Raw genomic sequence first — 16,394 nt, forward strand, 5'->3', positions numbered from 1 at the left:
GGGACTTAGGCTCTGTCTTGCGCCAGAGTCCAAGTCCCACCTGCGGGTCACACGCTTAACTGTAGTGCTGTGATGGTTGGAGCGGTAAGGTTGGTGGTATCCTCGCTTTCGTACCCCTTTGGGGATACACGCTCTACGGTTGGTGCAGGTCAAGAGATACGAGATGACAAGCTTAAGGCTTAAGGTCAAGGGCTGAGCAGTTCGCTTCGCTGCTGCGAGATCAAGAGCCAAGAGCAAGCAGTTCGCTTCGCTGCTGCAAGATCCAGAGCAAGACATACCTATAAGATATCCCAATTGCTGCTGATTACTATTATTTTTAAGCGGAGCAGCTTACGCAATCTTCGACTTCCAAGCTTTTGTTGCGGACGTAGTAAACGGTTTTCAGGCCGTTTTCCCAGGCGGCCATATACAGCTCCAGGAATTCCTTCGCGGATAGCTCAGGAGTGATGTAGAGATTGAACGACTGCGCCTGATCAATATGGCGCTGACGAACGCCAGCGGCTTTGATGCTCCACAGCTGATCGATCAAGTGGGCTTCTTTGTAATACCACATGGTTTCGGCGTTAAGGTTAGGTGCCGTTTGTGGGATAACGGCGTTCTTTTTCTCTTCAACGAAAAATTTATTGAAGATCGGGTCGATACCAGCAGTGGAACCGGCGATCAAAGACGTGGATGCTGTTGGTGCGATAGCGAACATCCAACCGTTACGTACGCCGTATTGGGCAACCTGTTCCTTCAGCTCCAGCCATTCAGGACTGTTGTAGCCGCGGGAATCGAAGTAAGCGCCAGTTTGCCATTCACTGCCTTCGAATGCTTTGAAGGCGCCTTTTTCCTTGGCGATTTCCATGGAGGCTTTGACAGCGTAATAGTTCATCCATTCATAAACCTCATCCGCTTTGGCGACGTGATCATCGGATTCCCACTGGATTTTGAGCTGAGCGAGCATTTGGTGATAGCCGCTAGAGCCGAGACCGACAGCACGGTATTTTTTGTTCGTAATTTCAGCTTGCGGGATCGGGTAGTAATTCAAGTCGATAACATTGTCCATCATCCGCATTTGGGTAGTCACGACACGCTCGATATCTTCCTTTGTGTAGGCACGGCCCAGGTTAAGTGAAGACAGGTTACATACAACAAAATCGCCGCTTTTGACTTGATTGGTAATGATGCCATCTTCATGCTGGGTTTGCAGCAATTCGGTCGGGCTCATGTTCTGGCAGATTTCGGTGCACAGATTGGAGCAGTAGATCATGCCGGCATGCTTGTTCGGGTTGGCACGGTTAACGGTATCACGGAAGAACAGGAACGGTGTGCCAGTCTCGAATGCGCTCGTCAAAATACGCTTCATGATATCGATTGCCGGAATTTCGTCCTTGGAGATCTTATCATCGTTGACGCACTCTTGATAACGACGCTCCCATTCTTCACCCCAGCTGTCTTCAATGGAGTAACCCTTGACCTTGCGAACCTCGTGAGGATCCAGCAAGTACCAATTACCACGTTCCTGAACGGTTTTCATGAACAGATCAGGAATACAAATGCCAGGGAAAATATCATGTGCTTTCATCCGATCGTCGCCGTTGTTGGTTTTCAGGTTCAGGAAGTCCAGAACGTCCTTGTGCCATACGTCAAGGTAGACGGCGACAGCACCGGAGCGTACGCCTAACTGGTCAACTGCAATAGCGGTGTTATTGTAGTTTTTGATCCATGGAATAACGCCGCCAGCGACGCCCTTGTATCCGCGGATATTGGAGCCCTTGCTGCGGACTTTACCAACATAGATACCCATGCCGCCGCCATGCTTGGACACCTGTGCGAAGCTTTGATCCACGTTGTAAATTCCCCACAGATTGTCCGGCACCGTGTCAATAAAGCAGCTGGACAACTGGTGAAGCGGCTTCCTCGCATTAGCGAGTGTTGGTGTTGCAACCGTCATTTCGAGCTTGCTCAGCACATCGTAGAACTGCTTTGCCCATTTGAGCTTGTCCGTTTCCTTCATGGCCAGATGCATCGCAACTCCCATGAACAGCTCCTGTGGCAGCTCCAGTACTTCCTTGTCAAGGCCTCGAATGAGGTAACGGTCTGCCAATGTTTTGAGTCCGATATAATTTAACAAATAATCGCGTTCAGGCTTGATATATGTTCCAAGCTCTTGAATTTCTTCACGGGAGTAATGCTCGAGAATGTATTTTCCATACAAGCCCATGTCGGTTAAATATGTAATCAGCGAGTACAAATCGCCATAGCCGAAATGTCCATACTTGCGGTTAAGACGAGCTTCTTTATATAAATCATAAGCAAGCAGCTTGGCGGCAACATACTGCCATGTCGGCTGCTCCACGCTTGTTTTTTCCACAGCAACTTGAATCAGCAGTCGTTGAATTTCTTGGGTGGTGATTCCATTGCGGAACAGAGGCAGCAAAGCGGTTTCCAGCTCTAGCGGATCGCAATCCGGATACGTTTCACTGGCGAAATCGATAACCTTTTTCATTTTGGAAAATACCAGTTCTTCTTTGGTGCCATCTCTTTTGACAATAATCATCGTGCTATCTACTCCTTCATTGAACAAAAATAAGATGAAATCAGATACGGTGTCCTTTTTTAGACAAGGAAAAAGCATGTTGTCCTGTTGACAAAACAGGCACATGCCAGTCATCAGCTGCATGCATGGAGGTTAAAAAGTTTGTGCAAAACACATTGACAAAACAAATGACATATGATAGTGGATCACACAAGATCTAGTTGCTTTTGAAGCCGTAAAATGAATTTACCTCAATATATGGTGTCGTGTCAATCTCTTAATTTTCTCGAAAAATAGTCCTGAAAGGTTTGGGCTTTATAATAAATGGCTGTATTTCGCCATAATCGGTCAATTACGGATAAATAAGCGAGATGTTCTAAATCGACACGAAAATCAGCCAAATAAAAAATAGGCGGATAGACCTACACGTTGTAAGAGTCTAATAGATTAGTTGACTTTTTCGTTAATCGCTACATAGGATCCTCATTCAATAGCTTCAATTCCCTTGCCTGGGAGACAGCCTTCGTTCTTTTGTTAACCTCCAGCTTACTGTATATATTTTGGATGTGATTTTTGACGGTCCCCACCACAACACCCAATTGGTCGCCTATTTCCAGGTTGGACAACCCTTTAGCTACTAGATTTAATACTTCCAGCTCCCGGCTAGTCAGCGGATCAACAAGAGAGGCAGGTATTTTGGCTGAATGAGTCGTCGCTATTGGAATCGTTGTTTTGCCATAGGATTGCAGCAGGGTTAACACGAAATAAACTTGAAATGAGAGCATTTGTAAAACATCAATCCTGTCCGCTGTAAATGCATGAGTCGTCAGGTTATTTTCCAGATACAGAATCAACGCTGGATGGTCAGGCTTCAAAATAGGAAAACAAAGGATCGATTTGGGCTGCTGCTTGATGATATACCTGTCATCCGAGAATTGCTTATCCATCCGTGCGTCATCGATGCTAACGACTTGCTCAGTTCGGCTTACGTAGCTTACAACACGGGATGATACATACTCGCAACGTTCGAAGGGGAGTGATTCCAAAAATGGGGGGAAGCTATTCCCTCCATCTACGTAAACCTTGGCTAACAGGGACGTTCCTTCGGAAACCAGCAAACAACCCTTTTGTGCGCCTGCATTTTCGATAAGTATACCCATAAGTTTGAACAGCAGCTGCTCTAGGTTGATTTCATTGGAAAAGGATTGTGCCGCCTTCAGGATGCTGGCCAAATCAATGGGATTGGAGGATTCTTTAACTTCTGGTGTCCGATTCATGACAAGCTCACGGTTAAAGGTGCTCTCGGAAGGTAAGAGCTCGGGATATTTGCTCAATAGGTCGCGAGCTTTAACCTGTGCACCCCAGCTGATATAGCCTTCATACGCATCAGTCATATAAACCCGGGCCACTTTATCGATTCCCTTGACCAAATACAGCTTGGCAAAAAGCTCACTCGCAATAGCTTCGTTCTGAATATAGCCGCAATCTCGGGCAGCCATGATCGATTCATGGTACAAGGTTATTGAGGTTGATTCATCACCGGATATGCGTGCCATTTCGGCGGTTATCAGCTTATATTTATGCATGTAGTAGGAAGGATTAACCTCTGCCCACTGCTTCATCTGCCTGTTTCTGACCATTGCTTATAGCAAGCTTCCAGATCAGCCGATAGACCATATGCACTTTGATACCGCTCTTCCATATTTTTGGCTGTCAGCTTCATAATCATTTGGGAAACAAGGGCAGGGATTTCTTTATTGTAGGTGTCAACTGGAATGGGTTCTTTGGCGATATGAGCATGAATCCATTCAATCGGGTCCAGAGCTTGAAAAGGAACGCGTCCTGATAGCATTTCGTACAAGGTAATTCCAAGCGAATACAGGTCTGATCGATAATCTACCGTCCGATTCATTCTTCCTGTTTGTTCCGGCGACATATAAGAGGATGTTCCTTCAAATGCCTGATGAGCCAGTGCAAGGCTGGTGGTGAGACCAAAGCCGTGAATTTTCACTTTAAGTGTAGTGGGATCTATCAAAATATTACCGGGATGAATATCTTTGTGAACAAGTTGATGATGATGAAGCTCGTTGAGAGCTTTGCCTAGCCGAATGGCAATCGAAAAGAACACTTGAAGGGGTACAGGTTTCGATTGAAGATACGTTGTGAGTGGGATACTGTCGAAATCTTCCATAGTCAGAGCAAGGACGGAGCCTTGTTTTTCTAAGCTAATGGATTTGATAAAAACCTTCATGAGAGAGACCTTTGGAAATTTCGTATTCATGGATCAGCTTCGTAATATCGTTTATATGAGAAGATGCAGATGTAAGAGCTTTGACGAGGACATATGAACTATTTGTAGGGGCATAGCCTCGATAAATGATATACTTCTCATGCTGAGCGACTAATTTTGTATTCGTATGTCGATCAAAAGTAGACATATTGGAATTCACCTTACTATCCATCTAGTTAGTCATTCTATAGTAGCATACGTGAGTAGACAAGCAAATGAAAGCATTGCTTTCTTCCATCTCCTCTTGGTTCATGGACACCTGTAAATTGAGAATTCTCATAACTGACTTCAAGTGTGACATTAACGTGAAAAATTTGGTTTGTAGCTCGTGGATGTGCTACATTTAAAAGAACAAGCAGGGTTTTGGGGTAATATGACTATGCAATCTCTAAGGAGACAAAAATATGAACGAGAAGGAAGCGCTCGTCAGATTCGGCATCTCCATGCCGCAATCGCTGATCGAACAATTCGATGCCATGCTGGTTAGTCAAGGATATGATAATCGTTCGGAAGCCGTTCGGGATTTGGTTCGCAGAGCACTGCTGGCGCCGGGTCATATTCAAACCGAACAGATGGCTGCGGGAACGATTGTCCTGGTGTATGATCATCATGTCAGTGATTTGCCTATGGTTCTAACCGATCTTCAGCATCAGTACCATCAAGAAATCAATTCGACCCTGCACATTCATCTGAACCAGCATCAATGCCTAGAGGTCATTGTAGTTAGAGGAATTGTCAGTCGGCTTCGCGATCTGCAGCAGCGCATACAGGTGTTAAAGGGTGTAGGCTATGCTGAGCTTTCCGTGACCCATGTAGATGAGACAGATCACGCTGAACATGGACATCATCATCATGATGACCATCATCACAATTAATTGAATAGGGGATGATCATGTGACCACTTTCTTTTCATTGGCAGAAGCTAATGCAATGATTCCTTCAGTGAAATTGGATATTGAGAAGCTGCAAGGCATTAAACAGCAATATCGAGAGAAACACGACGAGCTGCAGCTGCTGAAAGCTTATTTTCGCAAGCATGTGCCACCTGCGGGCAGGGATCCATTTTTTACCTTGGAATGTGAAATGGATTTTTTACAGATGGAAGGCAATACGATTGTCAAAAGCTTTGAATTAAAGGGTGTGCAATTAAAAGACATTGACACGGGACTCGTCGATTTCCCAGCCATATGGAACGGACATGAGGTACTGTTGTGTTGGCGGCAGGGAGAGGACAGTATTACGCATTATCATGGAATGGAAGAGGGCTTTGCGGGTAGAAAAAAGCTTGCCGAAGAATAACCGGGGACTGCACGAGGAGGATTTGGGAGTATGTTAAGTGTACGAATGAAGCAACTGGGAAAGCAATCGGCGTATGTTCAAAGGCTGATGGGACTGCTTCTCATCAGTTTGTTCGTGTTTACCCTGCTGCTGGGAATACCCCAACTCGCAGGAGCACATGCCGGTTTACTGGAATCCGTACCGCCTGCCAATGCGGAGCTGGATCAACCACCTGCCCAAATTGCTTTAACCTTTAATGAACGTCTCGAAGACGGTGTGTTCTGGATTCGAGTGATGGATACCAACAAAAAGCAGGTTACGACCAACAAGGCACAAATCAATCAGGAGCGCACAAAGCTGACGCTGGACCTGCCCAATCTGGGACAAGGCAATTATCTGGTTAGCTATCATGTGATATCTTCGGACGGGCATCCGGTGGATTCGACGTATTTGTTCGCTGTTGGGCAAACCCTAAGTAATATACCGACAGGTACGACGGGGAATAGTGAACATTTGCATACATCAGGCCTTTCCGATGGTGTTAAATTTACAGATATTATTCATTTCATCTCGAGAATCGTTTATTATGCTTTTATGCTGGCGTTTACCGGCTGGGTACTTTGGCTGCGGTTTAGCGGTATTAAGGGAGAGACTACGCATTCTGTGCTTCAAGGCTGGACGTTACAGCTGCAAAGGGGCTTTGTGGTCGCTTTTATTTTTATGATGTTCACGCATTTGTTTGCAATGGTTGGGGACGGTGGTTCAGAGGCGCTTGCCATGCTGTTCACGCATACGAGTATCGGATATGTGTGGGTAGCTTCGCTTATGCTGTCGCTTCTTGGGTTTGTCGTGTTATTCCGCAGTCTATGGATTGATCTATTATGGGTCGTTCTCATTTGGTTGTTCAAAAGCTTGAACGGCCACGCGGCTGCCTTTGAGCCAGTGAATCAGACTGTAATGCTGGATGTCGTTCATCTGGCTGCCTCATCCCTATGGGTAGCAGGACTGCTGATGCTTCTCGTATTGTGGAAACGCAGCAGAGATGAAGCGATTGCCTTATTCCCGCGTGTTTCGGGGGTCGCACTTGCCAGTCTGGCTGTACTTGCCGTATCTGGTGTATTGTCAGTATTTATTATGCTTCCGGATGTTCTCTATGTGGTAGAAACTCAATGGGGCAAGCTATTGTTGTTCAAAAGCGCGCTAGTATTGCTCGTTATTGTGACCGGCTCACTGCTTCGCTTCAACCATCGACGCAATGGGCTTTCGGGGATTGGTTCCCTGCTTAAAATAGATGCCGTCCTGGCACTAATGATTGTTGCAATTGTCGGTGTATTCACCTATTTAACTCCGCTGCCAACGAACGAGCCGCTGAGCTGGCATGTGATGGGTGATAAAATTCATATGACAGCGCAAATCTCACCGAATAACCCGGGAGTGAACGACTTCACGGTGAAGATCTGGCTTCCGGAAGAGCTTGGCAAGCCTAAGCAGGTCATGCTGAAGCTGCAGGATATGCGTTCACCCGAGATAGCGCCGCTTGAAGTACCGTTGAAGCAAACGGACAATAATAATGGCATGGAAGAAACCTACGGAATGAAGCAGTACACGTACAAGTCTCGCGGTGCTTATCTGCCATATCCTGGTTATTGGAAGCTGGAAGTACGTGCCATGAACAGTAACGATGATGAGACCGTATATGTCAAAGAAATTCGTGTATTTTAATCGTGATGCAGTAATAATAAAGGCCTATTATCTTTAAGTTGGATATTAGGCCTTTTGGTCTATCTTCCTATTGTCGAATTTAATCGAAAAAGGTAAAATGAGGATATAGATGGATAGAGGATATTCCTTTAAGGAAGCTGAGGCACATCATGAATAATAAAAGGGTTATGTCCAATGAAGTCGGAGAAGGAAATAAGTGGACAAGCGGTAGCATGAATAATGCCTCCTTGCTATGCATTGGGTTGGTTACGTTCTGCTCATATACCGTAATCATCTCATCCAGAATTGTACTTGGAATGGAATTGGATTTGTTGAATTATTTGATGACAGGTTTTGCCCTGCTCGTAATCGTTCCATTCGTATATGTGCTGGCTAGGCGGAGAGCGATGAAAACGGCTTATTTTATTCCTTTGTTGATTCTGCTTTTCGTCATTGCAGAGTTGGTGGAGGTGGGTATCCGAATGTTCACTCCGTATGCGGATATTCACAAGGGTATGCTGTATACGTTATACGATATTGCTGGACTGCTTCTATTTATGCTGCCCATGTTATGCTTTGCATTAATGGATAACAGGCAACAGGAAAAGTTAGAATCGAAGCTGTTTTTCCTGGCATATCACGACATGCTAACAGGCCTTCCCAATCGAAAAATGTTCGAGGAGCACATGGAAACCGCAATCGTACGCCATAAGCTCAACAAGCATTCATTAGCTGTCTTGTTCATTGACCTGGTCCGTTTTAAAAATGTGAATAATACGTTCGGTCATTACTTTGGGGATTTGCTCCTTATTGAAGCAGCGGATCGTCTGCGCAGCAGCTTGCGATCGATTGATCACATTTCCCGACCCGGAGGCGACGAATTTTGTGTGCTTATCGAAGAATTAACAAATGCAGAGGATGCACATAAAGTCGCACAAAAGCTGTTAACCCAATTAACGCTTCCCTTTAAGCTGCAGGGGCATGAACTGCGCATCGGCTGCAGCATCGGTATCGCCTTATATCCGGATGACGGGGGTGATCCTGTCACGCTGATGAAAAATGCGGATACGGCGATGTATCGAGTCAAAGAGCATGGAAAGACCGGATTCCAAAGGTATACAGCGGAGATGAACGATACGGCCATTCAAACCTTGATCATGGAGGAATGGTTGAACAAAGCGTTGGAGGAAGAGCAATTTGTTTTGTTCTACCAGCCACAGATTAAGATCGAGAATAACCGTATCATAGGTATGGAGGCACTGCTGCGCTGGAGGCATCCGAACCTCGGTTTAATACCACCGGGGGAATTCATACCATTAGCAGAGGAAACCGGACTCATTATTCCAATCGGAGAGTGGGTATTGCGGACGGCGTGCAAGCAAAATGTGGCTTGGCAGCAGGCAGGCTTTGAACCGATGAAGATGGCTGTCAACATTTCTCCCATCCAGTTTCATCAAGGCTGCTTTGTTGAGGTTGTGCTGGATGCTTTGCAGGAAAGTGGCTTGGATCCGCAATATTTGGAGCTTGAGATTACGGAAGGCATAGCGATGTTCCATGTCGATCAAGTTATTCATAAGCTGCAGACACTGCGCAACCACGGCGTTCAGATTTCAATAGATGACTTTGGAACAGGCTATTCTTCATTAACGTATTTGAAGAGATTTCCGATCCATAAGCTAAAAATTGCCCAGGAGTTTGTGCGGGGGCTCACCTTTGATCCGGATGATGCGGCTATCGTTCAGGCGATTATAGCGATGGCCCACAGTTTGAAGCTGGATGTTATCGCAGAGGGCGTAGAAACCAATGAGCAACTTGAGTTCCTGACTAGTGTCCATTGCAGAGAAATCCAGGGTTACATATACAGCAGGCCCCTGCCTGCGCATGAGCTTACTCAGATGATGCCAACGATTGCGACACATTATGTCGTATAAGTAAAATCGAATCAAAAAACACTTCAAACACACCAATAAAGTGTTGTTGAAGTGTTTTTTGAATTCATTTCTAAGCCTGCATGTCATGGAACGCTCCCCTACAGCTTGGCCGATGCGTTCGGCAGTGCAAGCTGCTCTTTGACCTCACTAGCTTGTGAAGAACGATATGTCAGGTAGAAAAGTACCCGTATAATAGCAATGGTAATAAAACAGCCCCAGATCGGCAGAAAGGCGATTAGCGCACCAGCCAGAAGTGCTCCAATTCCGTTGCCCAGGTTCATGACCAATTGAAAGTCAGAGAAGTAAGCCATTTCTTTGTCATGCCGCGCGGCTTCATTCATCATCATGGTCTGTGAAGAAACTTCATGGACGGCCAGGCATACACCCACCCAGCCTTGAATCACGAGCAGCAGCCAGAACGATTGAATAAATCCATAGGGGATTATCGCAAGTGCCATACCAATCACAGCAACGCCATATACCTTGAGAATCCCGTAGCGGTCCATCAAACGGCGTGCTACCGGAAGCAGCAGGGTGGAGACGATACCCGCCGTGACGACGAAATAGGCGATTTGTGCGTTGCTAAGCTTGAGCACATTGACATGGTAAATGACAAATAAAGGTGCTACCATTGCAATCCCTGTATTATTAAGACCGATCCACCAGGTTCTTCGATCACATTCCTGGAAAGGATGAACCTTGGACCATTTGAACTTCATTTTTTCACGTGGGGCGAGCTCGGCAATAAGCGACATCCCGGCAAAAGTGGCAAAGCAGCCGATCAGCATCGAAATGACATAGTTTCTGGGAAACATCCAGTTGTAAATGTCAAGAAAATGACCGACAGTGAAGCTGCCTATTGTTACAATAATAATTCCTATAATTTTATTGTTGCTAAAAATGCGTGGAAATTCGGATGGTTCCACCCATTTACGTAAAATGGCTGGCTGCTGGGCACTGCTGATCATGACCGAAACGGCATTGATTGACCAGAAAATCATCAAATAAGGGATCGGATTCGGGAGCAGTACGGAAAAGGCCATGCACAAAAATGCACCCTGCCGCACATATCCGCTTGTCAAAAAAACGCCTCTGGTTAATGGGAGCTGTCGCGTAAGGAAAGCTAGCGAAAGCGCACAAAACAGAGGCGGAAGCGAATTGGATAAAGAAATTTGGAAATTAGTAGCTCCCAGCCGGGCGATTAATACTCCCAGAAAGGTGAAGAAAAATACGCTTTTCATGTTTTGCAATCCGGCATCCAAATAAATACGGGTCGACACTTTCATCTGCTTCAGAACCTTTCGTATGAGGGCGACAGAGGCAGAAATTGGCCCTTGAAGTATGTTCACGGATTAGCATACCTTGATAAGCGGTCAATTTACATGGACGGTACTATTCAAAAACATGGATTATCTAACTTCGTAATTAATCGCACAATCAGGCTTTCCAGCTTTGTGGGTGGTTGCCGGAAATGTATTGGGCAGCTGCAGCGTTGGAGATCACCTGCTCCGCATTTTTGCATCCGGGTATGACAGCCGTAACAGCAGGATGCTTCAAGCACCAGGCCAAAGCCCATGTAGCCATATTCATGCCTTCGGGTACTTCGTGCTGCCTGATGCGCTCAGCTTCCTCCAGCTTGCTTATCGTTACATTCCGATCATGCGCATTACGTACGTCATTGTCAGCAAACACCGCGCCTGGCTTATATTTTCCGCTCAAATAACCGCTGGCCAGTGGAACCCGGGCCAATACCCCAAGATTTTGTTCTTCACATGCCGGGAATACGCGCTCCTCGGGTTTGCGGTCCAGCCGATTATAAATGACCTGAATCACCTCGGAGCCGACCTTATTCGAACGTTCCGTCTGGTACAGATTATCATTGCTGCCTATGGAGGTGCCCAGATGACGGATTTTACCTGCTTCTACCTGCTTGTGCAGTAAAGTCCACAGCTCGTCTTGATCAAACGCTTCATCCGTACCGGAATGAAATTGATATACATCGATATAATCCGTACGCAGTGCTCGAAGCGATGCCTCCAATTGGGAGATAACCTCCTGTGGCGACCAATGCTGGGAGCGGTTCATATGCTCATGAAATTGGTGACCGAACTTTGTAGCAATTACCCAGTCCTCGCGGCGTCCACGTTCAATGTAACTGCCGATAAGAGACTCCGAGGTATGATCTCCGTAACATTCGGCCGTATCGATCAGATTAATGCCAGATTCCTTGGCCTGATCCAGAATGGCATCGGCTTCCTGCTGCGTGTAGGTTTTACCCCATTCGCCTCCAAGCTGCCAAGTGCCAACCCCAATTACAGATACTTTCAGCTTTGTTGATCCCAATTGACGATATTTCATAGGTATCCCTCCTCGAATAATGGTTATCCTTTTATTTAACGACATTTGCATAACGGATGTCAAAAGCAGATAATAAAGCTAAAAGCATACAAGGAGAAGATTAGAGAAATGCGCAACCGTATATTAGCACCCCTCATCGTCCTACTATTTGCAGTAGCTGTTCTGACAGCTTGCAATTCAGCGGCTACACCAGCACCAAGTGCAGCGCTGGAGCCTGCAACCCTACAGGGGCAATCCGAGCATTGGAAGATAAACGTGAATTACTTGGTCAAAGATAATGCATTGGAAGAAGTGACCACGATTCAGTACTTGTCCACAGAGGAAATTAATGAAGCATCTGTAACGATCACACATAAGGGCCAGACGCCTATATTGTATCAAGTGACTTCGCCTCTGCTGTTAAAAAATGGTCAGGCGATCGCTCTTAGCGAAAGAGCAAAAGTAGCATCCTGGAAAGATACAGAAAAAATCGCTATCGATTGGAAGGTTGGCACTGATAAATTCACGGAATATATTACCCCAACCCTGAAGACAGCCACTGCTGCCCCATGAATCGATTATGCATCATTCCATGCGGGTCCAGGAAAATATGGGACATCCACGCTGCCGCTGGTCCAACCGAAGCAAGACAAGCCTATGTTGGAGCCTTTCATAAGGCTTGCCAGCGATATGCAGTGACCTTCTTCACCGATTGGGTCATTCTTTCCGCCAAGCACGGTTTTCTGCTGCCCGATGATATCGTTCCCTCTAATTACGATCTGGCTTTCAACCATAAAAGCACAGACATTATTAGCATCAATTCACTTCGGCAGCAGCTTGTAGATAAACGTCTTGATCACATTAAGGATATCGTCATGCTCGGCGGGAAAAAGCACGCTCGCGTCATGAGTCAGCTTTATGATCCAAGCTTCAGCGTGACTTATCCGTTAAGTGACTGCAAGGGGATTGGCTATATGCTGCAAAAGCTGAACAACGAGCTGTTAGCAACGTCATCTCAAAAATAAGTATGACATAAAGAAGCTCGTCTTCCAGGAACCCTTGTTTTATTTCTGTTAAATACTGGTGTTAGATGGGGGGAACCTGTAAGCCTGAAGCGGTCCGATGTTGGTATCAGAAGCGGTTTTGCATCTATATATGGGTCAAAAGACTGTTGCTAACGCTCCTGGTTCTACTAGTCATTAGAAAATAAGTTGAATGTTTTATATTCAGTGTAAGTTGGTACATTCTTTAAGTTAACTGAAAAATGAATATAAAAAAGGGCTTATTCCTTTCAAATAGGATAAGCTTTTTTTGATTATTCACATAGCTGCCGTGCATACATAAAATTGAAACTTTATCTAAGCTCAACACGCTTTCAGACGCACATATTTAGTAATCAGAGCTACTTGGACATATTGGAAATATATGTTATGTTGAGGTGAAAGAAGGCTCGGACATTTATCATTGGTTATTATAGATATAGTTACAATTTCGTATATAATGGGTTATTGTTTTTACACTAAGGAGGTCTTACTATGTCTTTTCCATTTGACTGTATTAGCGATTTTATGTTTTTCGAAACGGAGCTGGGTCAATCAGATGTTATTTTAATACCAGGCGCTAGTCATCCTCAATTAATGGAAGAAGCTGCAATATTATATCATCAAGGCATCGCTCCATTTATACTACCTTCTGGTGGTGCGACCCAGCACGTAGAAACAACTGAATGGGAATTTCTAAGGAATGTTGGAATGTCTTTAGGTGTTCCTCCAGAAGCAATTTTAAAAGAAGATAAGGCGACAAATACGTTTGAAAATGCACGATTATCTCTGGAAGTATTACACAAACAAGAAATTCACCCTAAAAAGGTTGTTTTAGCCTGTAAAAATTATCACGCTCGCAGAGCACTTTTAACTTATCAATTTGTTTTTCCAAGAGAAACTATTTTTTATGTAAGTCCAGTGATAGACAAAACAGGGACTTCAAAAGATAACTGGTTTAAAGATGAAGAAAAAATAAAGTATGTAATGAATGAGTTAGAAAAAGTAGGGAAATATTTTAGGAAACAAATACCGATTTGGGTTAAATAGCTTGTTACGAAGAACTATTAAATGATACATGACCATACAGATGGTATGTATTCGAGCGATAGGTAATTACTTGAAAGTAATTATAATTGCAAGGAGAATTATTATGGATGACAATGATATTGACCTCATGATCATACTTTCAATGTTAAAACTTCGTTTTGAGACTAAGCAAAAATTGACGATAGATAATATTCACGCTAAAACCAATGAGCTATCCAATTCTTTACTGAATGGAAAAGCTATTACAGATTCTATTAAACGATTACGGTTTCAAGGACATATCAAAGAAAATCTTGATATTTTGTTGTTAAGGTCTGGTATCGTTTTTTACTATATTGAAATCCTTCAAACTTGTGATGAAATTAATGAAGCCTTGGGCTTGATAAAGGATTGTCTAAAGCGATTGGAAATACAAAGTAATCCCAAATACGATTTATAGATAAAACATGGATTTCAAATTGATAAAACGAGTTGGTTATTGTGTAAAAAACATTATTAAATCATTCATATTTCTTTTAGTCCTCTGCATTATAACGATACTTGTTGAAGCAAGGTCTGGATTTAAAATACCAATAGAATTTGGAATTTATTTCATATTTGGCATGTTATATCTAAAGAGCGAAAATGAAGCATTGATCGAGGAGTATAGTTTAGTAAATGACTAGGTGATATCTAATGGAGTATAGGAACATAGTTAAAGTTGATAAAAATGGTTTGTATTACAAAGATGAATATGGATTAAACAAATTCATTGACTTTGAATATTGCAAAAATAGATTTGTTTATTATATAGGTTTGCAAAAAAAAAATGTCTATATTGGAAATACAGGACTTAAAACAACAAAGCAGATGCGTTGCATGGCGTGATGTAACAGCAAAGCCCATGTATATTGAATTTTTCAGTGAGCCGCGGCTTAAATTTGAATTTTCTCGCTCAATTTCCTACCTTAACCCTTATAGTAAGTTTTCAAAGTTACAACAGGACATTATAAATGCAGGTTGGACGACATATGATCTAAGCTAATCAAAGAAGTAGTAAGTATTTATGTAAATATAACTAAAACAATTATTGTAATTAATCAATGGTTTGATTAAGTGCTAGTTGAATACGAGGAGGTGAACAATTATCTCAGTTTCATCATCTTTCGATTTTAGTTTTTCTCAACATTATTCTGCAGCTAAAATATTAAGAAGTTTATTAGATTTCGGTTGGACTCTAGATGACAATGGTTTAATATCATATTTGCCAATAGGTGATGATGATAAGTTTGACTGGAAAAGTGAAAAAATTAGTTTTGAGTCACTTGTACAAACCATAGAAAAAAAGGAACAAATTGAGGAAATTATTGGCGTTATTCTAACATGGCAAGATACAGGAATTGGAGGACAATTTTTATTTAGATGTAGTGGAGTGATCTCTGTTAATGTAACATTATTACGAAAGCTAATAAGTTCAAATTCAAATATAGAAATAACAGATATTAATTGGTATTTGACCAGGTTACTCAATGTATTTAATGAAAAGGGTATGCAGGTAGAGCATTTTTCATATCAAGAACATGTTTAGAGTACAATTGTATTAACAGGATGGTGAAAGACTGTGTTAAATATTAAGAATTTCGGTTTAGTAACAGAGAAAGTTACTGATTTCACATTAAGTGACTTACAATTTATCTGGGACTTAAAGTATTCCATTGAAATAGATACGGTTTCCTTGTTCGATGTTTATAATAAATCAATATTAGACATTAACTTCATTTTAAACACAAAAGAGAAAGCTAAGAAGTACAAGGTATTAATTCGTTTTCATAATTTAGGTAGTCTACAACTCAATGCAGGTGGAACTGCTATTCAATTAACTGGATTTGAGATCTTGGATATTATGGATAGTGGCTGGGAATCAAGAAAGTATCTTGTAAGAGACTTTGAAAATGAAGATGATTTTAAATTATATTGCAATGAGATTGAAGTCATATCTATTGAGGAAATCGAATTATGGATTGGATAAAACATCATTTAAGAGAGGGAAACAAAAGATGGTGGAAATACTGTTGAAAAGTAGCTAATTTCAATTGTAACGAAGGTAGCTGGGTGTTAAAAGCCCAAATAAGAATGATTAAGACTATGGAGGTTCATGATGAAAGAAAAACCTTATACTGACCCTGCCCCGAATAGATAGACACATAGAAAACCTCTATAATAAAAGTGGAGGGATATACTATGGGGCAACGGAAGAAGTTTGATAA

General features: G+C 43.1%; 15 protein-coding genes. 10 read left to right on the forward strand and 5 right to left on the reverse strand.

Going from position 1 to position 16,394, the window contains the following annotated elements; all coding sequences use genetic code 11:
- Positions 1-316: 316 nt before the first annotated feature.
- The 3 genes from BK127_RS20675 to BK127_RS20685 all read right to left on the reverse strand — a co-directional run bounded on the left by BK127_RS20675 (position 317) and on the right by BK127_RS20685 (position 4,802).
- Positions 317-2,542 (reverse strand): ribonucleoside-diphosphate reductase subunit alpha, encoded by a 2,226-nt coding sequence (locus tag BK127_RS20675; protein ID WP_076233402.1) that lies wholly within the window; start codon positions 2,540-2,542, stop codon positions 317-319.
- Positions 2,543-2,991: 449 nt separating this feature from the next.
- Positions 2,992-4,107: a LuxR C-terminal-related transcriptional regulator gene (locus BK127_RS20680; protein WP_179097552.1), complete on the reverse strand. Its 1,116-nt coding sequence runs from the start codon at positions 4,105-4,107 to the stop codon at positions 2,992-2,994.
- A 32-nt stretch (positions 4,108-4,139) separates the two neighbouring features.
- Complete coding sequence (locus BK127_RS20685) at positions 4,140-4,802, reverse strand: serine/threonine protein kinase (protein ID WP_083689438.1); 663 nt, start codon at positions 4,800-4,802, stop codon at positions 4,140-4,142.
- A 413-nt stretch (positions 4,803-5,215) separates the two neighbouring features.
- Here BK127_RS20685 and nikR point away from each other — a divergent pair, with 413 nt between their 5' ends.
- The 4 genes from nikR (at position 5,216) to BK127_RS20710 (ending at position 9,721) form a co-directional block, all read left to right on the forward strand.
- The gene (gene nikR / locus BK127_RS20695; protein ID WP_076233406.1) at positions 5,216-5,686 is read left to right on the forward strand and encodes a nickel-responsive transcriptional regulator NikR; all 471 of its coding nucleotides are present in this window, start codon (positions 5,216-5,218) and stop codon (positions 5,684-5,686) included.
- Between the two features lie 19 nt (positions 5,687-5,705).
- On the forward strand, positions 5,706-6,110 hold the full coding sequence (locus tag BK127_RS20700) for a DUF2203 domain-containing protein (protein WP_076233407.1): 405 nt from the start codon (positions 5,706-5,708) through the stop codon (positions 6,108-6,110).
- Between the two features lie 30 nt (positions 6,111-6,140).
- Positions 6,141-7,811, forward strand: a complete 1,671-nt coding sequence (locus BK127_RS20705; RefSeq protein WP_144026514.1) for a copper resistance CopC/CopD family protein — start codon at positions 6,141-6,143, stop codon at positions 7,809-7,811.
- A 167-nt stretch (positions 7,812-7,978) separates the two neighbouring features.
- Complete coding sequence (locus BK127_RS20710; RefSeq protein ID WP_179097553.1) at positions 7,979-9,721, forward strand: putative bifunctional diguanylate cyclase/phosphodiesterase; 1,743 nt, start codon at positions 7,979-7,981, stop codon at positions 9,719-9,721.
- A 98-nt stretch (positions 9,722-9,819) separates the two neighbouring features.
- Here BK127_RS20710 and BK127_RS20715 read toward each other — a convergent pair whose 3' ends face one another.
- Both BK127_RS20715 and BK127_RS20720 read right to left on the reverse strand, forming a co-directional pair.
- A complete protein-coding gene (locus BK127_RS20715) occupies positions 9,820-11,001 on the reverse strand; it encodes an MFS transporter (protein WP_179097554.1) in 1,182 nt (393 codons plus the stop codon).
- Between the two features lie 157 nt (positions 11,002-11,158).
- On the reverse strand, positions 11,159-12,079 hold the full coding sequence (locus BK127_RS20720; protein WP_076233410.1) for an aldo/keto reductase: 921 nt from the start codon (positions 12,077-12,079) through the stop codon (positions 11,159-11,161).
- Positions 12,080-12,187: 108 nt separating this feature from the next.
- Between BK127_RS20720 and BK127_RS20725 the strand changes: the two genes are divergently transcribed.
- The 6 genes from BK127_RS20725 (at position 12,188) to BK127_RS20755 (ending at position 16,156) form a co-directional block, all read left to right on the forward strand.
- Entirely contained in the window at positions 12,188-12,631 is a 444-nt protein-coding gene (locus BK127_RS20725) for a hypothetical protein (protein ID WP_076233411.1), read from the forward strand.
- The gene (locus tag BK127_RS20730; RefSeq protein ID WP_076233412.1) at positions 12,628-13,083 is read left to right on the forward strand and encodes a DUF6884 domain-containing protein; all 456 of its coding nucleotides are present in this window, start codon (positions 12,628-12,630) and stop codon (positions 13,081-13,083) included. Before BK127_RS20725 ends, BK127_RS20730 begins: the two co-directional genes overlap by 4 nt.
- Before the next feature lie 510 nt (positions 13,084-13,593).
- Complete coding sequence (locus BK127_RS20735) at positions 13,594-14,148, forward strand: YdcF family protein (protein WP_076233413.1); 555 nt, start codon at positions 13,594-13,596, stop codon at positions 14,146-14,148.
- A 103-nt stretch (positions 14,149-14,251) separates the two neighbouring features.
- A complete protein-coding gene (locus tag BK127_RS20740) occupies positions 14,252-14,587 on the forward strand; it encodes a hypothetical protein (protein ID WP_076233414.1) in 336 nt (111 codons plus the stop codon).
- A gap of 804 nt (positions 14,588-15,391) precedes the next feature.
- Complete coding sequence (locus BK127_RS20750; RefSeq protein ID WP_076233416.1) at positions 15,392-15,715, forward strand: hypothetical protein; 324 nt, start codon at positions 15,392-15,394, stop codon at positions 15,713-15,715.
- Positions 15,716-15,748: 33 nt separating this feature from the next.
- The gene (locus tag BK127_RS20755) at positions 15,749-16,156 is read left to right on the forward strand and encodes a hypothetical protein (RefSeq protein ID WP_076233417.1); all 408 of its coding nucleotides are present in this window, start codon (positions 15,749-15,751) and stop codon (positions 16,154-16,156) included.
- Positions 16,157-16,394 lie beyond the last annotated feature (238 nt).

The sequence above is a fragment of the Paenibacillus sp. FSL H7-0331 genome (assembly GCF_001956045.1).